The organism is Streptomyces palmae (assembly GCF_004684805.1).
GTDB lineage: Bacteria > Actinomycetota > Actinomycetes > Streptomycetales > Streptomycetaceae > Streptomyces > Streptomyces palmae.
The window spans coordinates 1-18,233 of record NZ_SRID01000105.1 but is presented as its reverse complement, the minus strand read 5'-3'; the positions used below and the strand labels follow the sequence as shown (position 1 = coordinate 18,233).

General features: G+C 74.8%; 17 protein-coding genes. 6 read left to right on the top strand and 11 right to left on the bottom strand.

The window, feature by feature from the left end; translation table 11 throughout:
- The first annotated feature begins 203 nt into the window (after positions 1–203).
- Both E4099_RS13855 and E4099_RS13850 read left to right on the top strand, forming a co-directional pair.
- Positions 204–1,253, top strand: a complete 1,050-nt coding sequence (locus E4099_RS13855; RefSeq protein WP_135339340.1) for an LLM class flavin-dependent oxidoreductase — start codon at positions 204–206, stop codon at positions 1,251–1,253.
- Between the two features lie 243 nt (positions 1,254–1,496).
- Complete coding sequence (locus E4099_RS13850) at positions 1,497–2,942, top strand: cellulase family glycosylhydrolase (protein WP_245244815.1); 1,446 nt, start codon at positions 1,497–1,499, stop codon at positions 2,940–2,942.
- Between the two features lie 121 nt (positions 2,943–3,063).
- Here the strand turns inward: E4099_RS13850 and pdxR (E4099_RS13845) are convergent, their stop codons facing one another.
- On the bottom strand, positions 3,064–4,485 hold the full coding sequence (gene pdxR / locus E4099_RS13845; protein ID WP_135339338.1) for a MocR-like pyridoxine biosynthesis transcription factor PdxR: 1,422 nt from the start codon (positions 4,483–4,485) through the stop codon (positions 3,064–3,066).
- A gap of 47 nt (positions 4,486–4,532) precedes the next feature.
- Here pdxR (E4099_RS13845) and E4099_RS13840 point away from each other — a divergent pair, with 47 nt between their 5' ends.
- Both E4099_RS13840 and E4099_RS13835 read left to right on the top strand, forming a co-directional pair.
- Positions 4,533–5,756, top strand: coding sequence for an MFS transporter (locus E4099_RS13840; protein WP_135339337.1), 1,224 nt, complete (start codon positions 4,533–4,535; stop codon positions 5,754–5,756).
- Positions 5,757–5,815: 59 nt separating this feature from the next.
- Entirely contained in the window at positions 5,816–6,277 is a 462-nt protein-coding gene (locus E4099_RS13835; protein ID WP_135339336.1) for a GNAT family N-acetyltransferase, read from the top strand.
- A gap of 94 nt (positions 6,278–6,371) precedes the next feature.
- Here E4099_RS13835 and E4099_RS13830 read toward each other — a convergent pair whose 3' ends face one another.
- From E4099_RS13830 to E4099_RS13805, 6 genes are all read right to left on the bottom strand, one after another.
- Positions 6,372–7,196, bottom strand: a complete 825-nt coding sequence (locus tag E4099_RS13830; RefSeq protein WP_135339335.1) for an alpha/beta fold hydrolase — start codon at positions 7,194–7,196, stop codon at positions 6,372–6,374.
- Between the two features lie 165 nt (positions 7,197–7,361).
- A complete protein-coding gene (locus E4099_RS13825; protein ID WP_135339334.1) occupies positions 7,362–7,862 on the bottom strand; it encodes a universal stress protein in 501 nt (166 codons plus the stop codon).
- Between the two features lie 5 nt (positions 7,863–7,867).
- Complete coding sequence (locus E4099_RS13820; RefSeq protein WP_135339342.1) at positions 7,868–9,124, bottom strand: SLC13 family permease; 1,257 nt, start codon at positions 9,122–9,124, stop codon at positions 7,868–7,870.
- A 225-nt stretch (positions 9,125–9,349) separates the two neighbouring features.
- Entirely contained in the window at positions 9,350–10,135 is a 786-nt protein-coding gene (locus E4099_RS13815; RefSeq protein ID WP_135339333.1) for a DUF72 domain-containing protein, read from the bottom strand.
- Between the two features lie 52 nt (positions 10,136–10,187).
- Positions 10,188–10,928, bottom strand: a complete 741-nt coding sequence (locus E4099_RS13810; RefSeq protein WP_135339332.1) for a PP2C family protein-serine/threonine phosphatase — start codon at positions 10,926–10,928, stop codon at positions 10,188–10,190.
- A 175-nt stretch (positions 10,929–11,103) separates the two neighbouring features.
- A complete protein-coding gene (locus tag E4099_RS13805) occupies positions 11,104–11,709 on the bottom strand; it encodes a flavodoxin family protein (protein WP_167828372.1) in 606 nt (201 codons plus the stop codon).
- 179 nt (positions 11,710–11,888) lie between these two features.
- Here E4099_RS13805 and E4099_RS13800 point away from each other — a divergent pair, with 179 nt between their 5' ends.
- Positions 11,889–12,539, top strand: a complete 651-nt coding sequence (locus tag E4099_RS13800; protein WP_135339331.1) for an HAD family hydrolase — start codon at positions 11,889–11,891, stop codon at positions 12,537–12,539.
- Positions 12,540–12,652: 113 nt separating this feature from the next.
- On the opposite strand, the gene E4099_RS13795 is transcribed toward E4099_RS13800, so the two are convergent.
- Together E4099_RS13795 and E4099_RS13790 are read right to left on the bottom strand one after the other, a co-directional pair.
- Positions 12,653–13,345 (bottom strand): flavin reductase family protein, encoded by a 693-nt coding sequence (locus tag E4099_RS13795; protein WP_245244814.1) that lies wholly within the window; start codon positions 13,343–13,345, stop codon positions 12,653–12,655.
- 272 nt (positions 13,346–13,617) lie between these two features.
- On the bottom strand, positions 13,618–14,433 hold the full coding sequence (locus E4099_RS13790; RefSeq protein WP_135339329.1) for an L-histidine N(alpha)-methyltransferase: 816 nt from the start codon (positions 14,431–14,433) through the stop codon (positions 13,618–13,620).
- 62 nt (positions 14,434–14,495) lie between these two features.
- On the opposite strand from E4099_RS13790, the gene pdxR (E4099_RS13785) reads away from it, so the two are divergent.
- Positions 14,496–16,031, top strand: coding sequence for a MocR-like pyridoxine biosynthesis transcription factor PdxR (pdxR, locus tag E4099_RS13785; protein ID WP_135339328.1), 1,536 nt, complete (start codon positions 14,496–14,498; stop codon positions 16,029–16,031).
- 232 nt (positions 16,032–16,263) lie between these two features.
- On the opposite strand, the gene E4099_RS13780 is transcribed toward pdxR (E4099_RS13785), so the two are convergent.
- Both E4099_RS13780 and E4099_RS13775 read right to left on the bottom strand, forming a co-directional pair.
- On the bottom strand, positions 16,264–16,950 hold the full coding sequence (locus tag E4099_RS13780; protein ID WP_135339327.1) for a 4'-phosphopantetheinyl transferase superfamily protein: 687 nt from the start codon (positions 16,948–16,950) through the stop codon (positions 16,264–16,266).
- A 229-nt stretch (positions 16,951–17,179) separates the two neighbouring features.
- Positions 17,180–18,233 (bottom strand): class I adenylate-forming enzyme family protein (locus E4099_RS13775; protein WP_135339326.1); only part of this gene is annotated, 1,054 nt, incomplete at its 5' end.

Sequence of the window (18,233 nt, the reverse complement as noted above, 5' to 3'; positions counted from 1 at the left end):
GTGCGGCCCCGTACCGCCCGCCCGCGCCGGGCGAGGCGGCCTCGAAGGCCCTCGGCGTCGGGCGGCGGGCGGGCGGTACGGGGCCGCACACCGCGAGGAGCGCGGAGCGCGGCACTCTGGACAATGCCTGATGGACTGTCAGACTTGTGCCCGGCACCGCCCGGTCACCGACGAGTCGGCCGCTCCCCGTGGAGGCAGCGTTCATGAGGTTCAGCTACGCCCTGTTGCCCGACTACCCACTCCAGGAGTCGCTGGCGTCCATCCGGCTCGCCGACGAGCTGGGCTTCCACGCCTGCTATGCCGCCGACGAGACCTGGCACAAGGACCTGTGGCTGCTGTTCGCGGCCGCCGCCGGGCAGACCCGGAACATCCGGCTGGGGCCCAGCGTCTCACCGGTGACGCTGCGCGAGCCCACGCTGATCGCGCAGGCGGTGGCCACCTTGGACGAGCTCTCCGGTGGGCGCGCCGAGGCCGTGCTGTCCAGCGGCAACTTCGGACTGCTGGCCCAGTACGGGATCGACTGGGCCCGCACCCGCCCGCTGTCCCGGGTCAAGGAGGCGCACCGGGTGGTCCGCACCCTGCTCGACGAGGGCGCCATCACCCATCAGGGCGAGTTCTACCGGTACGAGGGGCTGTTCACCTTCGCCCGGCCGGTGCAGCACCGGGTCCCGCTCAAGCTGGGCGCCATGCGCGGCCCCAAGTCCTTCGAGGCGGCCGGGGAGATCTCCGACGGCTGCCACCACGCGCTGAGTTACACCGCGGAGGCGTACGAGTACGCGGTCCGCCATATCCGGGCGGGTGCCGAACGGGCCGGCAAGGACTGGCGCACGCTGGACATCGGCGCCTGGGTGGTCTTCGCCACCGGGCCCGACTCCGCGCTGGCCAAGGACGCGGCGCGCAGCATGGTGGGCATCTACGCCTCCTCGATGCCCGAGGAGCAGCTGCGCCGCAACGGTGTGGACCCGCGCGAGCTGAAGCCCGTCGTCGACGCCATCGGGGCCGGGGACCTGGCCCGCGGTATCGAGTTGACCTCGCCGGAGGTCGCCGACCGGCTGTCGATCGCGGGCACTCCGGAGGAGTGCCTGGAGAAGATCCGCACCCAGCTCGCCCCGAGCGGGGTGAACCATGTCATCTGCGCCATCACCGACCGCCATCTGGTGCGCGCCTTCACCGGTCGGGACCTGCCGGGGGTGGCCGATGTGAACACCCAGTTGCGGCTCATCCACCAGGAGATCATGCCGGCCTTCGGCTGAGGGTCTCGGCCGAGGTCCGCGGGCGCCCCGGCCCGCGGACCGGCGGCCCCGCCGCCGGTGCCTCCCGCCCGCGCGGCCCGCGCTCGCACGCCATCCGGAGGACGGAAGGGGCTCCCCGGGGCCCTTGCCGCCGGAGGCGCCCGGGGACAGCGTCACACCTCCCGACATCCGCTTGGCCGACCACCCACCGGAGGCTGAGGCCCCATGCGTTTGCACCGCGCCCTTGGCACCCTCGCCCTTGGCATGTCCCTGCTCTGTGCGCTGCCGGCGACCGCCGCGCCGCTCTCCCCGGCCGCCGCCCCGGCGCGCGGAACGGCCCCGGCGGCTCCCTGGCCCCGGCCCGTCGGCACCGTCACCACCCCCGACGGCCGGGTGCACCTGGCCGACCGGCAGGGCCGGGCGCTGCGCCTGCACGGGCTCAACCTCGGCAAGAACGACACGGTCACCGAGGAACGGATCGCCCGGCTGGCGCGCGACGGGTTCACCCTGATCCGCCTCACCATCAAGTGGGAGGACCTGGAGCCGCGCCGCGGCCACTACGACACCGGCTACCTCCGCACCGTGGAGCGGACCCTGGAGTGGGCGGACCGCTACCGCGTGCTGGTGCTCGTCGACTGGCACCAGGACGTCTTCGGCCCTGCCTTCGGCCACGGCGGGATACCGGCCTGGGCCACCCGTACCGACGGGCTGCCCTTCGAACCCGACCCGGACGACTGGTTCGCCGACTACTTCCAGCCCGCCGTCCAGGCCGCCTTCACCCATCTCTACGACGACCCCGATCTGCGCGCCGCCCAGGCCGCCGCCTACACCGAGGTCGCCACCGCGCTGCGCGGGCATCCCTCGCTGCTGGGCTACGACCTGTTCAACGAGCCCTTCGGCCCGGTGCCCGGAGACCCCTCGGACCCCGCCGACCGGCTCGCCGCCTCCATCGCGCTGGAACGGGGCCGACTCCCGGCCATGTACCGGCGGCTGATCGCCGCGGTACGCGCCGCCGACCCGGACGCCTGGCTGTTCCTGGAGCCCACCGTGCTGGTCGGCGAGGGGGTGCCCACCAGCCTGCCCGGCCTCGGCGATCCCCGGCCCGGCACCGACCGGCTGGGCTACGCCCCGCACTTCTACGACACGGCCGTCGAGTCGGGCGCGGACTGGGACCCCTCGGGGCGCTTCATCGAGCGGTACGAGGCGGCCATCGGCGCGTACCCGGCGGAGCACCGGCTCCCGGTGCTGGTCGGCGAGTGGGGCCCGCCGAAGGCCACCACGCCGGGCAACGCCGAGCTGATACGCCGCCAGCTCGCCTCGATGCAAGGCTTCGCCACCGGATGGGCCATGTGGTACGACTGCGCCGCCGAGGAGGGCGGGGGCTACTGCGCGCGCGATCCGCAGGGCCGTCCGGCCCCCGGCAAGGAGCCCGCGTTCGCCCCGTACGCGCCGGTGGTGGCGGGCAGCCCGGTCGGCGAGTCCTACGATCCGGCCACCCGCGCCTACACCCTGGAGCTGACCGCCGACCGCACCACCCGGCGCGCCTGGACCACGCTCGCCCTGCCCCGCGACCTCTTCCCCCAGGGGGCGCGGATCTCGGTGCGGGGCGCCTCCGGCGCACGGGTACGCCCCGGCCCTGGCACCGCGCGGGTCCTGCTGCCGGCCGCCCGCCCGGGCACCCCGGTCACGCTGACGGCGATTGCGCGCTGAGCCGCCGGACCATCACGGCCTGGCCACCGCCCGCACCGCACGGCCGACGCGGGAACAGCCGGGGACGCGGTGCGGCGAGATACTCCACGGGACCCGTGGTAAGCCCCTGCGAAGGGCGGCCTCACGGCAGGGGTTGGGGGGAGGACGCGAGCAGGTCGCCGACGGCGGCGATACCGGCCGTGATGGCCCGTTCGCCGACGTCCCCGAAGCCCAGCAGCAGCCGGGTGGGGGTGGTGGACCGCGTCGAGCGGCACCCGCTCATCCCGTACAGGCCGACGCCCCGGGCGCGGGCCGCCGCCACCAGGGCCTGCTCCCCGATGGCCCCGGGCAGGTGGGCGACGGCGTGGAAGCCGGCCGCCAGGCCGGTCACCCGGACGCCTGGCGCATGCTCGGCGAGCGCGGCCAGCAGGGCGCCGCGGCGGGCCGCGTAGGTGGTCCGCATCCGGCGCAGATGCCGGTCGTACCGTCCGGACTCGATCAGCCGGGCGAGCGCCAACTGGTCCAGGGTGGGTGAACCGCGGTCGCTCAGCTGCTTGTTCCGCACCAGCTCCGCGGTGAGGGCGGGCGGGCTGAGCAGCCAGCCGATGCGCAGCGCGGGGGCGAGGGACTTGCTGACCGTGCCGATGGCGACCACCCGGTCGGCGGCCAGGCCCTGCACCGCGCCCACCGGCTCGCGGTCGTACCGGAACTCGGCATCGTAGTCGTCCTCGATGAGCACCGCGTCCCGGCGCACCGCCCACTCGATCAGCTCCTGGCGCCGTTCGGGTGCCAGGACCACCCCGGTGGGCCACTGGTGCGCCGGGGTGAGGACGACGGCGCGGGCGTCGGTCGCCTCCAGCGCCCGCACGTCGATGCCGTGCGCGTCGACCGGCACCGGCACCGCGGACAGACCCGCCCGGGCCGCGGCCGCGGTGGTGGTGGCCGGTGCCCCGGGATCCTCGTAGGCGAGGGTGCGGACACCGTGCCGCGCCAGGGCGTCCAGGGTCAGCGCCAGGCCCTGGGCGTATCCGGAGCAGATCACCATGCGCTCCGGGTCGGCCGCGGCGGCGCGCACCCGCCGCAGATATCCGGCCAGGACCTCACGCAGCCGGGCGCTGCCGCGCGGATCCCCGTAGTCGAAGGCGGACGTCGGCATGGCCCGGCCCGCCTCGCGCAGCGCCCACAACCAGTCCGCCAGGGGGAAGCTCCCCAGGTCGGGCACCCCCCAGCGGAAATCGGCGATCAGCCGTGGCCGGTCCTGGGCCAAGGGCGCGCCGGCCGCCGGCACGTTGGCGCAGGCGGCGACCCGGGTGGCCGAGCCGGTGCGGGCCACCAGGTATCCCTCGGCCTGGAGTTGGGCGTAGCACTCCTGCACCAGGCCGCGGGAGAGCTCCAGCCCGCGGGCGAGCTCCCGGGAGGAGGGAAGCCGTTCCCCCGCGGTCAGCCGGCCGGTTCGGATGGCGTCGCGTATCTGGCGTTCCAGCTGCGCGCGCAGCTGCTCGCCGCTGTCCCGGTCGATGACCAGCAACAACTCGGGAGAGAAACCGGACCACTGCACAGGCATGGAATTGGAGCTTACCGGCGATCCACTTGGTGCCTAGCGTGCCGTGCATGACCACTTCCGCCGACCCCCGGCGCCCCTCCCGTCCCGAAGACCCGGCTGCCCCCAAGGCCCGGCCGCCGCTGCTGACCCGGGCGCTGATGCTGCGGTTCGTCAGCATGATCGGTGCCTCGACCAGCTTCTTCCTGCTGCTGTCGGTGGTTCCGCTGTACGCCCGGGAGTCCGGGGGCGGTGGGAACGCCGCGGGGCTGACCACCGGAGCGCTGATGCTCTCCACGGTGCTGGGTGAGTTGGCCGCGCCCCGGCTCGTCGCCCGTTTCGGCTACCGGCTGGTGCTCTCCGCCGGACTGCTGCTGCTCGGCGCGCCCGCCCTGGCGCTGACCGCCTCCGGCGGGTTGCCGTGGATCGCCGCGGTCTGCCTGGTGCGCGGTCTGGGCTTCGCGCTCACCATCGTCGCCGGCGGGGCGCTGACCGCCTCGCTGATCCCCGATGAGCGCCGGGGCGAGGGACTGGCCCTGGTCGGGGTGGTGTCCGGCGTGCCGTCGCTGGTGGCCCTGCCGTTGGGGGTGTGGCTGGTGGACCAGGTGGGGTACGGGCCGGTCGCCGTCTCCGGCGGGGTGGTGGCGCTGATCGCCATCGCCTCGGTGCCCGGCCTGCCCGACCGGGAGTTGATGTCCGGCCGCTCGGTCGGCGTGCTGGCCGGCCTCCGCACCGCGGCGCTGGCCCGTCCGGCCGGGGTGTTCGCCGCGACCGCGCTGGCCGCGGGCATCCTGGTCACCTTCCTGCCGATCGCGGTGCCCGACCGTTTCGCCGAACTCGCCGCGGTGGCGTTGTTCTTGCAGCCCGCGGCCTCGACGGTGGCCCGCTGGGCCGCGGGCCGGCACGGCGACCGGCACGGATCCGCCCGACTGGTCCTGCCGGGCCTGCTGCTGTCGGCCGCCGGCATGCTGATCACCTCGCTGACCCACAGCGCGGTCGCGATCGTCGTCGGGGTGACGCTGTTCGGCGCGGGCTTCGGTGTGGCCCAGAACTCGACCCTGGCCCTGATGTACTCCCGCGTTCCCAAGGCTGGTTACGGCACCGTCACCGCGCTGTGGAACGTCGCCTATGACGCCGGAATGGGCATCGGCGCGGTCGGTTTCGGGTTTCTGGCGGACCGGACCGGCTATCCGTGGGCCTTCGCCCTCACCGCCGGGCTGATGCTCACCGCCACCCTCGCCGCCTGGCGGGACCGCCGCGGTGAACCGGCGGTGACGGGCCCCGAGGCGGCGTAGCCCTTGCCGCGCCCTCTCGCCGAGGCCGGTTGTCAGTGCCCGCTGCCATACTCGCGCGCATGACTGAGGAAGTGCGGTTGAGGGACGTCGAAGAGGCCGATCTGGAGGTCTTCTTCGCGCAGGAGCACGATCCGGAGGCGGCTCGCCGGTCGAGGTTCACCCCTCGGGAGCGGGAGTCCTTCATGACCCACTGGACCACCAGGGTTCTCGGCGATCCGACCGTCCACGTGCGGACCGTCACCGTCGACGGCACGGTGGCCGGCAACCTGGTGGCCTGGTGGGAGGGCTCCCGGCGCTTCATCGGCTACTGGCTGGGCCGGGAGTACTGGGGCCGGGGCGTCGGCACCGCGGCGCTGGCGCTCTTCCTCGACCTGGAGAAGACCCGGCCGCTCCACGCCGACCCCTTCGCGGGGAACACCGGCTCGGTGCGCCTCCTGGAGAAGCACGGCTTCCGGCGCGTCGAAACGGAGCGGCACGGCGAGGACGAGCACATCCTGCTGATACTCGACGCGGGCCGCTGACCGTACGGCGCGGGGGACTGGGCCTGCCGCAGGGCCGGGTCCGGCCCCTGCCCCAGCGTGAGGACCGCGCTGGGGTGGCAGGCGGCCGGGCGGATCAGCCGAGCACCTTCAGCAGCAGCTCGGCGAACTCCTCGGGGTGCTCGGTGCAGCCCACATGTCCGCCCGGGAACTCCACGAGTTCGCTGCCGAGCAGTTCCGCCAGCCGTTCGGCCGGTCCGTACAGCGGCAGTTGGCCGCGCGACTCCCGCCCCGCGGCCAGCACCAGGGCGGTGGCGGCGCGCCGCAGGGCCGGGAGATCGGGCGCGGTCCCGGAGAAGGGGCACAGCATGTGCCCCAGGAAGACGGGGAGGTTGGTGTGCATCCGGGAGGCCATCTCCTGGATCTCGGGCGGCAGTTCCGTCGCCTGCTCCGCGGGCCGGCCTCCCAGCCCCTCGCTGAACCGGGCCATCGCGGCCCCGACTCCCTGTGCGCGGAAGGTCTCGCGCACCTCGGTGAAGAAGGCGCGGTGCGGCTCGGGGTCCTCCAGCACCTCCAGCAGCGGGGGTTCGTGGGCGACCAGGCGGCGTATCCGCTCGGGGTGCCGGGCCAGCAGGTCCAGCGCGACGATGGCGCCCGAGCTGCAGCCGAGCACGGATGCCGGCTGCCCCGGCGAGACCCGCTCCAGCAGGCGGTACGCGTCATCGCTCCAGACCTCCACCCGCTGGTCGGTGAGCGGCCCGTGAAGGGGGCTGCGGGACAGGCCGCGCGGGTCGTAGGAGACCACGGTGTAGTGGGCGGCGAGGTCCGCGGCCATGCCCTCGTACAGTCCGGCGTCGCCGGCGCCGCCGGGGATCAGCAGCAGGACCGGCCCACTGCCGCGCCGTTCGTAGCGAAGGGTGGCGCCGGGCACCTGGAGGGTGCCGATGGCGGGCTTGTGCATCGCGTGCTCCTCGATTTCCTAGGATCTCTAGGAAGAAAACTACCACTCCTAGGTTCTGGTTGGCGCTCCCCCTGCGATCGGCGTGGAAGGCGAGGAGGTTCGGAACAGCGGTCGGCACCCCGGGCTGGGCCTGGCTCCGGGAGCGGTGACGGCTTGGCCGTGGGGCTAGCGGTGGTGCGGCGGGTGTGGTGGCGGTGGCGGGATGGTGGCCGTGCTGGGCGCGGTCTCCGGCCAGACCAGCAGCACGGGGCAGGGGGCGTGGTCGACGATGAATCGGCTGGCGGGGCCGAGGCTGCGGGGCCCGAGGTGGGTACGGTCGCCGTCGCGGGCGAGGATCAGCAGGTCGGCGCCTTCGGCGGCGGCCACGACTTCCCGTTCGACGCGGCCCGCGCGTTCCCGCCGGGCGCACGGGCGCCCCAGCCGCTGGGCCGCGCCGGCCAGGAGCCGTTCGCCCGCCGCGGTGGCCAGGTGCTCCACCCGCGTGCCGGGGTCGCGGTCGGGTCGTGCGCGGCCCAGCAGCCCGGCGTAGGCGCCGTGCGCGGCGCCCGGCGCCTCGGGGCCGGTGACGTGCAGCAGCACCACATCGGCACCCTCGGGTGCGTGGGTGCGCGCGGCGTCGACGCAGGCGGGCCAGGTGCCCTCCACGATCCAGACGACGACGGTCACGGTATTCAGCCTCCGATCGCTTGCAGCGACACCCACAGTGCCAGCACCGAGACCAGCAGTGCGGTGGGCACGGCGAGCAGACCGAGCCGGGTGAACTCGCCCAGCTCCACGTCGGTGTCGTGTTCGCGCACGATGCGCCGCCACAGCAGGGTGGCCAGGGAGCCGGCGTAGGTGAGGTTCGGGCCGATGTTCACCCCGAGGAGTACGGCCAGCACGGCGCCCGGTCCGGTCGGAGCGGTCAGCGGCAGCAGCACCAGCACGGCGGGCAGGTTGTTGATGACGTTGGCCAGTACGGCCGCCACTGCCGCGATGGCGAGCAGGGCCGCCAGGCCGGTACCGGCCGGAACCACGTGACCCAGCGCGTCCGCGAGGCCGTTGTCGACCACCGCCCGGACCACGATGCCCAGTGCCAGCACGAAGGCGCAGAACGGCAGGGCCGCGGCCCGCACGATCGTCGCGGGGGTGGTGCGGCGCTGGGCCAGGGCACGGACCGCCAGGACGGCCGCGCCGGTGGCCGCCGCCCAGGCCGGGTTGATGCCGAGCGCCGAGGTCACCACGAAGCCCGCCAGCGTGCCCGCCACCGTGAGCAGGGCGAACAGTGGCAGTTCGCGGGGCTCGGAGGGGGGCGGGGCCTCGGCGCCGGCGTCCAGGTCGGTGGCGAAGAAGCGGCGGATCACCACGTACTCGGCGCCGATGGCCACCAGCCAGGGCAGCGCCATCAGCGCGGCGAAGCGGGTGAAGGCCAGGCCGCTGGCGGCGAACGCCAGCAGGTTGGTGAGGTTGGAGACCGGCAGCAGCAGCGAGGCGGTGTTCGACAGATGGGTGCAGGCGTAGACATGCGGCTTGGCGCGGGCGCCCAGCCGGGCGGCGGTGGCGAACACCACCGGGGTCAGCAGCACCACCGTGGCGTCCAGGCTGAGCACCGCGGTGATCAGCGAGGCCGTCACGAAGACCAGGACCAGCAGGCGGCGGGGGCTGCCGGCCGCCCGGCGGGCCATCCAGGCGCCGCAGGCGTGGAACAGCCCCTCGTCGTCGCACAGCTGGGCCAGGACCAGGACGGCCGCCAGGAAGCCGATCACCGGGCCCAGCCGGGCGGCCTCGGCCGCCGCGTGGTCGAGCGAGATCGCGCCGGTGGCGATGACCACCCCGGCGGCGGGGACTGCCACGACAGCCTCCGGCCAGCCCCACGGCCGGATCACCGCGCAGGCCAGCACCGCCAGGAGCAGGACGACGGACAGTGGTTCCGCGAGTACGGCGTTCAGGGTCGGAGCCTTTCCGGGTGAAGTCCTGGCGCCGCGAGTTCGCCGTACGCCGTCGCGCGCTCCCGCGCGCACGGTCGCGACATCGTCCACCGCGGTGCCTGTGCGTTCGGGTGGGGCCGGGCGCGGCGCCGTTCGGGCAGGTCGATCCCCTCGGGGGCGGGCCGGCCCTCGGGCCGGCGGCCGCGGACGGGCTCAGGCTGGAGCGGCGGGTCGTCGTACGCGGCCTCATATCGAGCGCGCCTCCTCGGTGTCCGCGGGGGTACGGGTGACGTCCAGCCCCTGCCCGGCTGCCAGCCGGGCGAAGGCCGAGGCGTCCCGTACGGCCGCCCCGCCGGGGTCGTTGTTGAAGTAGACGTGGACGTCCGACTCCTCGCCCGGGGGCCAGGCCTCTTCGATGCGCCGGGCCCAGTGGCTCAGCGCCGCCCTGCCGTAGCGCGGCCAGGGCCGGGCGAGTCCCTCGTGGAAGCGGAGGTAGCCCCAGCGGGTGGTGCGCCACAGCGGGGTGGCGGGGCGCGAGCCCTGGTCGGTCCAGCACAGGGCGGCGCCGCGCCGCTCCAGCACCTCGCGGACCTCATCCGTCCACCAGGAGTCATGGCGCGGTTCGACGGCCACCCGGGTGTGCTTCGGGAAGCAGCTCAGGCAGGCGTCGAGCAGGCCGCCGTCCGCCCGCAGGTTGGGCGGCAGTTGCAGCAGCACCGGGCCCAGCCGGTCACCGAGCCCGGCGGCGTGCGCCATCAGCCGGTGTACCGGTTCCTCCGGGTCGCGCAGCCGCTTGATGTGGGTGAGGTAGCGGCTGGCCTTGACCGCCACCACGAATCCCTCGGGGGTCCGGTCCCGCCAGGCGGCGAACTGCTCGCGGGTGGGCAGCCGGTAGAAGGCGTTGTTGCTCTCGACGGTCGCGAAGTGCCGGGCGTACTCCTCCAACCAGGCGCGCTGCGGGCAGTCGGGCGGGTAGAGGACGCCGCGCCAGTCGCGGTACTGCCATCCCGAGGTTCCGATGAGGACGACCATGGTCGTGTTCCCTTGCCGCCGGGGTCCGTCCGGGGCGCCGCCGGGCCGCCGGCTACTGGCCGACGCGCAGCAGCGCCAGGGTGATGTTGTCGGGGCCGCCGGCGTCGATCGCCGCCTTCCACAGCTCGAAGGCGGCCCGGCCGTTGTCGTGCACCCGCAGCACGTCCCACAGCTCCGCCTCCGGCACCGGGTCGGTCAGCCCGTCGCTGCACACCACGAAGCGGTCGCCCACGCTGAGTTCGCGGGTGGTCACATGAGGTGTGACGGCGGTGAGCCCCGCGGTGCCGCCGAGGGTCTGGGTGACCACCGAGGTGGTGCGCTGGCCGGGCGGCAGCGGCGGGTTGTCGTCCACGCTGAGCTGCTGGAGCTCCTTCCCCGAGACGTCCAGCACCCTGCTGTCCCCGACGTTGAACACCAGCAGCGAGTCGGTCAGCAGGACGATGCCCGCGACGGTGGTCCCCATGCCGAGGAGTTCCGGGTCGCCACCGGCGGCCGTGTACACAGTGCGATTGCACAGCTCCACCGCGGCGCGCACGGCCTCCTCGCTGTCCAGTGAGGGGCCCAGGGCGGCGAGCCTGCGGACGACCAGCGCGCTGGCCACCTCGCCGGCCGGCTGACCGCCGAGGCCGTCCGCGACCGCGACCACCAGGGGGGTACCCAGCGGGAACAGCAGGGTCTGCGGGTTCTCGGTGACCGTGCCGCACAGCGACCACGGCCCCACCACCAGGCTGTCCTCGTTGTGCTCCCGGACCAGCCCGGTATGGCTCAACGCGCTCACGGCGACATAGGGCATCGATGGTCCGCCTCTCCGTGTCGGCGACGGCCTGCACCACCACCAGTGTCGCTCCACCAAGGCCCGGGCGCGTGCCGTGCCCGCCCGCGCGTACGCCGGCGGCCGGGGGGCTGATCCCGCGCCCCTCCGCCGCCCCTGGATCCCGATGGGACGCCCGCCGGGCAGGCCGCCCCGGTCAGGAGGGCGGAGCGGGCAGCGGATTCTCCTCCAGGGCGCGGGCGGCGTGGTACAGGTTGGAGGCCATGGCGCGGCCGGTGGAGGCCGCCCAGTCGTGGCCGCGGTCGTCGTCGAGGTAGTTCGGGCCCGGGCCGGGGCCGAGGTGCCAGTAGGTCCACGCCTGGCCGGGGACCGTGTAGCCGATGTCGCCGAGTGCGCCGCTGATCTCGCTGATGACGTGGTGGGCGCCGTCCTCGTTGCCGGTGACCACGACGCCGCCCACGCGGTTGTAGGCGACGGGCCGGTCGTGGTCGTCGGTCTCGCTGAGCATGGCGTCCATCCGCTCCAGTACCCGCTGCGCGACGGACGAGGGGCGGCCGATCCAGGTCGGGGAGGCGATGACCAGGATCCGCGAGGCCAGCAGCTTCCCGTGGACGTCCGGCCAGTCGTCGCCCTCGCCCATGTCCGTCCGGACCCCCGGCTTGAGGTTCAGGTCGACGGCGCGGACCACATCCACCTCCACCCCGTGGCCGTTCAGAGCGGTGACCACGGTGCCGGCCAGGGCTTCGGTGTTCGACGGTTGCGGGGAGGGCTTGAGGGTGCAGTTGATCACGAGAGCGCGCATGCCTCGCACGTTCCCGCTCGATGGCACCTCACCGGCGGGTTCGGCGCCCGTTCACCCGCCCGCACCAACCGATCGACGGCGCGGACGCCGTCCGGGGCGCGGCACTCGCGCCCCGGCCTCGCCCGTGTCCCGGTTGGCCGCGCCGATCTCCGCGCGGCCGGTGCCGCTATCCTGCGCTGATGATCAAGCCAGTGGAACTCGTGATATTCGACTGCGACGGGGTGTTGGTGGACAGCGAGCCCATCGCGGTGCGCGTCCATGCCGCCCTGGGGGCGCAGTTGGGCTGGCCGCTCACCGAGGACGAGGTGATCAGCCGGTTCGTGGGCCGCTCCAGCGTGTCCATCGGCGAGCAGCTGACCGAGCGGCTCGGGGCGGACACCGCCGCCCTGTGGGACAAGCGTTTCAGGGAGATGCACGAAGAGGCGGTGGACCAGGGGCTGGCCCCGGTCGACGGGCTGGTCGAGGCGCTGGACGCGATCACCCTGCCGACCTGCGTCGCGTCCAGCGGCTCCCACGAGAAGATGCGTCACACCCTGGGCCGTACCGGTCTGTACGAACGGTTCGCGGGCCGTATCCACAGTGCCACCGAGGTCTCCCGCGGCAAGCCCGCCCCGGATCTGTTCCTGCACGCCGCGCGGCAGCAGGGCGTCGACCCGGCGGCCTGCGCCGTGGTGGAGGACAGCCAGTACGGGGTGCAGGCGGCCCGGGCCGCCGGGATGCGCGCCTTCGGCTACGCCGGGGGGCTGACGCCGGCCGAGTGGCTGGCCGGCCCCGGCACCGTGGTCTTCGACGACATGCGCAGGCTGCCGGAGCTGCTGGCCGCGGGGTAGCCCGCCCTACCTGATCCCCGGTCAGCCCGGCGCGGTGCTCGGTCGTACGCGACGGCGGCGGCCGGTGAGTCGACCGTGGCACGCCGGCCGGGCACCGCCGCCGAGGGCCCCGTTCAGCGGGTGGCGGCCTTCCGGGCGCGTTCGATGTCCGGGCCGCGGTACCACTGCTCCGGGATGCCGGCCAGCCTGGAGGGGTGCGCCTGGGGCCCGAGGCCGTAGAACTTCTGGAAACTCATGATCAGCGGCCGCCAGGCGTCCGGGTCGACGCGGTCGGTGGTCCCGGCCATCCGGATGTCCTCGTGCACATGCACCCGCACCACCCGGGCCTCGAAGGTCAGCACGTGGCCGCGCTGCCCGTCGTCCTCCTCGGCCAGCGAGTGCACGGCCTCGATCACCGCCTCCATGGCCACCGGGCACTCGGCGGCCCGGGGCGGGGCCACCGTCTCGGAGCCGACCGGGGTCAGCCCGGCCCGGCCGAACTTGTCCGGCTCGTAGCGGTATCCGCGCTCGTACTTGCGGTCCGGTACGGGGTTCGAGCCGGTGGTGAGGGCCAGCCGGTCCACCGCCGGGGCCAGCGCCTCGGAGGGCAGGTTGATGACGCACTCGCGGGTGCGGAGGAGGTTCTGAGCGGTCTGGGACCGGGCGCCGAGCCCGAGTACGGCCCGCCAGCCGAGCCAGAACACGGAGGACATCGGCGCCAGGTTGGGGCTTCCGTCCTCCTGGAGCGTGGAGAGCAGAGCCACCGGTGTCCCGAAGTAGAGGATGTTCGGCTCGATGGCGGTGTGCGTGCTGGTCTTCGTGGTCACGCGGCCAGTCTTGTCCGCGGCCGGGCGGTGTGCTGGCGGAGATCGGACATCGCATTGCACCGTGCGCCGGGGCGCGCGTTGAACGCTCGGCCTCATGGGTGTGCGGGTATCCGGCGCCCTTGTACCCGCTCGCCCTCCAGCGTGGAGAGGTCCCCCCCGTAGGTGCGGTGGAACCGGCACGGCCGGCTCGCGCCGAGGGCGCCGGGGCGAGCGCTCGACGTCCGGTGCGGGACCGGCCGCCGGGCCGCGGCCGGTTCGCCGCCCGTCCGGTCTCAGGTGCCCGGGTTGACGGCCACGGCCTTGAAGAAGGTGTAGTGGAAGGTGCCGTCCGGCTCCGCGGTCCGGTGCAGGTCGGCGATGCCCCGCCGCCACTCGTCCGGGGTGGTGAGCCCGGCCGCCAGGGCGTCCGGCCCCATGGACGCGACCATGGCCGTGAAGGTGTTGCGGATGAAACCCTCGACCAGATCCGGCCGCGCGCCGTCCACGTAGACCGTGCGGGGCTGGACGACCACGTCCCGGTAGCCGGCGGCGGACAGCAGCGGCCGCACCCGCCGGCCGATCAGCGCGTCTCCGCCGGCCATGGCCTGGAGGTCGACCAGGCAGTGGATCGCCGCGCGCGCGTGCGCGCTGTCCGGGTGGAAGACCGCCGTACCGTGGTCGCCCTCGATCACGGTGAGGGTGCCCCCAGGGCGCAGCAGCCGGCGCAGTCCGGTCAGCGCCCGGTGCGGGTCCGTCAGGTGCTCCAGGACGAAGCAGACGAAGAGGTGGTCGAAGGAGCCGTCGGGGAAGGGCAGGTCGAGCACGTCCCCCAGGACCCATTCCACCCGCGCCGCGGGCGCCTGGGCGGCCAGCCGGGCACGGGCCCGGGCGAGGGAGTCCTCCGCGATGTCGACCGCGACGATCCGCGCCCCGGGGCTGCTCGCCACCAGGTGGACGGTCTGCGCGCCGACCCCGCAGCCCACCTCCAGCACCCGGCTGCCGGCCGGGTAGGCGGTGCCCTGGTGCAGCAGCCGCGCCAGGGTGTCCGCCTGGTCCCCGAGTCTGCCGGTCTCCTGCTGGGAGTAGCCGTGCACATAGCCGACCGTCATCGCGCCTCTCCTTCGATCCGCCGCTCCCGTCGGATGGGCCGGCGGCCCTACCCGGTTCCGGGATGCGCCCCGTCCGTCTGCCTGTCCCAGCCTGGGGCCACAATGGTCCGGTGCACAGATCCAATGGCACGTCCAACGACCGGTCCGAAGTGGGCGCGGACTTTCTCCAGTTGGATCCGGGCGAGGCCCCGGTGGGCGGGCTCGCCGACTGGTTGGCCCGGCGGCTGCGGCAGGCGATTCGCGACGGGCGGCTGCCGCTGGGCAGCCGGTTGCCGCCCAGTCGGCTGCTGGCGGCCGAACTCGGGGTCTCCCGCGGGGTGGTGACCGAGGCGTACCAGCGGTTGGGCGAGGACGGCCATGTGCGGGGGCGCGGGCGCAACGGCACGGTGGTGGTCGCGGCACCCCCGCCGATCCCGGCGCCCGCCCGGCTCGCCCCGTCCGGCCCGCCGCCGGTGCCCGGGGCGCTGTTCGCCGGCCCGCCCGGCCCCGGGGTCTTCGACGCGCTGCGCGCGGTGCCGGCCGACATCGACCTGTCCCCCGGCACCCCTGACCTGGCCGCCTTCCCGCGAGCCGCCTGGTTGCGCGCGGAGCGCGCGGTCCTCACCGACCTGGCCTGGGCCGGGTTGGGGTACGGGGATCCCCGCGGGGCGCCGGAGCTGCGGCGGGCCGTGGCGCACTGGCTGGCCCGCAACCGCGGGATCCGGGTGGACCCGGAGGAGGTGCTGATCACCGCGGGTACCGCCCAGGCGCTCACCCTGGCGGCGCGGGTGCTGGGGGACGCCGGCGTGGGCGCGATCGCCGTGGAGGACCCCGGCTCGCTCGGCGTCCGCCAGCACCTCGGCGGCCAGGGGATGGCGACGCCGCCGGTGCCGGTGGACGCCGAGGGGCTGCGGGTGGACGCGCTGCGCGGTACCGGCGCGCGAGCGGTGCTGCTGACCCCGGCCCACCAGTTCCCCACCGGCGTGGTGCTCTCCGGCGACCGCCGGCGCGCGCTGCTGGGCTGGGCGGCCGAGGGCGGGCTGATCGTCGAGGACGACTACGACGCCGAGCACCGCTACGACCGGCCGCCGGTACCGGCGCTGCGCTCGATGCTTCCGGAGCGTGTGCTCTACGCCGGCAGCGTTTCCAAACTCCTGGCCCCCGCGCTGCGGGTGGGCTGGGTCCTCGCGCCCCCGGAGCACCGGGAGGCCCTGGTGGCCGCCAAGCGCCTTGCCGACCTGGGCAATGCCGCGCTGCCGCAGCTGGTACTGGCCCGGCTGCTGGAGTCGGGTGAGGTGGAGCGCCAGTTGCGGCTGCTGCGCCGGCGCCACCGCCGGCGCCGGGACGCCATGGTGGCGGCGATCCGCGAGCGGTTGCCGGGCGCCGCGGTGACCGGGGCCGCGGCCGGGCTGCATCTGATGGTGACCTTCGACGGGGAGTTCGCCGACACCGGGCTGGCCGCCGCGGCGCTGGCCCGGGGCGTGAAGGTGCAGCCGCTGTCCTGGCACCGCCAACTCCCCCACGGGCCGGGGCTGGTGCTGGGATACGCCGCCCGCACCCCGACCGAGATCGACCGGGGTGTGGCGGTGCTCGCGGCGGTGCTGCGGGGGCTGCGCTGATCCTGCCGCCGGGGCCCGGATCCCGCCGCACCGGCCCTCTTCGCCGCGGGTCCGTCACCCACCCGGGCAGTGCCGGACGCCCTGCTCGCGGCCGCTGGGCCCGGATCCCGCCGCACCGGCCCTCTTCGCCGCGGGCTCGTCACGGCCCGGGGAGCGCCGGACGCCTACTCGCGGCTGCCGGGTTCCCGATCCCGCCGCACCGGCACCCCCGCAGGCGGGATCCGCACGGCCCTCACGGCGCGGGTACGGCGGTCCAGCTGAACACCCCTGGGCCCGCCCGCTCCACCCGTACCCGGAGCGGAGGGCCAGGACGGTCCCTGAGCCGGGCGGTGTAGCCGTTCGGCGCCGGTGCGGTGGTGATCTCCCGCAGGCTGGTCGGAGCGCCGCCGGCGGCCGGCAGGGCGCAGTAGGCCTTGAACGCCGACTCCTTGGCGGAGAAGACCTCCAGCAGCAGCCGCTCGGCCCGCGCCGGGCTCGCCGCCCCCCGCGCCCATTCCTGCTCCCCGGCGGTGAGGACCAGATGGGCGGCGGCCCATGGCAGCCCGCGCAGTTCCAGATCGCAGCCGAGCGCACGAAAGTGCCGGTCGGACGCGGCCAGCGCGATCGCCAGGCCGCCGGAGTGGCTGATCGTCCCGACGCTGCCGGCCGGCAGCCGGGGCCGGCGGCCGACGTACGGGATCTCCGCCACCGGGAGAGCGGCGCCGGCCAGCGCGCGGCGGGCCGCGCACCGCCCGGCGAGGAAGTCACGGCGCCGCCCGGGCACCATCCCCTCGGCCAACCGCCGTTCGACGGGCCCGCCGGGTAGCGCCGACGGCTCTCCGGCGCGGGCCAGCCCCAGGGTGAGGCCGCGGGCCGCCAGGTGCCGGCGCAGCGCCCGCAGGGCCCGTTCGGCCCCGGCCCGGTCGGCGGCGCTCAGCACCGCGGCCTCGGGGCGGGGCGCGGGCGGTCCGGGCAGGGCGCCGGGCGGGCGAAGCGCACCGGTGGGTGGAGGTCCATCCGTACTCTCCCGCGGACTGTCCAGGGCGTCAGGCCCCGTGGGCACCTGGTGCGGAGGCCCGACCGGTCCTCCGCGCCAGGTGCCCCGGGCGTTCCGCCGTGCCGCCCCGGCGGTGGCTTCCGTCGGTGCCGGGCGGGGCCGCCGCTTCCCGTCAGGTCCGCAGCAGCTTCTTGACGATCTTTCCGGCCGGGTTCCTGGGCACCTGGTCGATGAACTCGATCCGCCGTGGCCGCTTGTAGGGGGCCAGCCAGGCGGCGGCGTGCCGCAGCAGTTCGGCCTCCCCCACACCGTCCTCGGCGACCACATAGGCCAGCGGGACCTCGCCGTAGTCCTCGTCCGGCACGCCCACCACCGCCGCGTCGCGCACAGCGGGGTGGCCGCGCAGGGCGCGTTCGATCTCCGAGGGGTAGACGTTCTGCCCTGCCCGGATGATCAGATCCTTGCTCCGGTCGACCAGGTGGATCCGGCCGTCGCGGTCGATGAACCCCAGGTCGCCGGTGCGGATCCAGCCGTCCACGGTGATCTCGGCGGTGGCCGCCTCGTCGTCCCAGTAGCCGCGCATCAGCCCGGGGCCGCGTACGCAGATCTCGCCGATGGCGCCCGGCGCCACCTCCCGGCCGTCCAGCCCCAGGGCGCGGACCGACATCCCGGGGATCACCCGGCCGCTGGGGATCACCTCGGGCACGGCGTCCGCTGCCGGATGCTCGTCCGGGCCCAGGGTGACGAACGGGCCGCCGACCTCGGTCATGCCGTAGACCTGCCGGAACCCGCAGCCCAGCCGCGCGGTGGCCGCGGCGTAGATGTCGGGTGGCATGGGCGCGGCGCCGTACAGCACCTCCCGCAGCGTGGACACGTCGGTGGCCGCCAGCGAGCGGGCCTGGAGCAGGAAGCGGAGCATCTGCGGGACCAGCCAGATGTGGGTGGCCTGGTGGGCCTCGATGGCGGCCAGCGCGGTCTGCGGCGTGAAGCCGGGCAGCAGCACCACGGTGGCACCGGCCGCCAGGTAGGTCAGCGAGACCACCAGGCTGCCGTGGTACAGCGGGCAGCAGTTGACCAGCACCATGTCCTCGGTGGGACGGGCCACGGACAGCCAGCCCAGCGCGATGGCCCGGAAGGAGGTGTGGTCGACGGTGACGCCCTTGGCCTGCCCGGTGGTGGCCGAGGTGTGCAGGATGGCGGCGGGGGCGTGGTCCGGGATGTCGGGC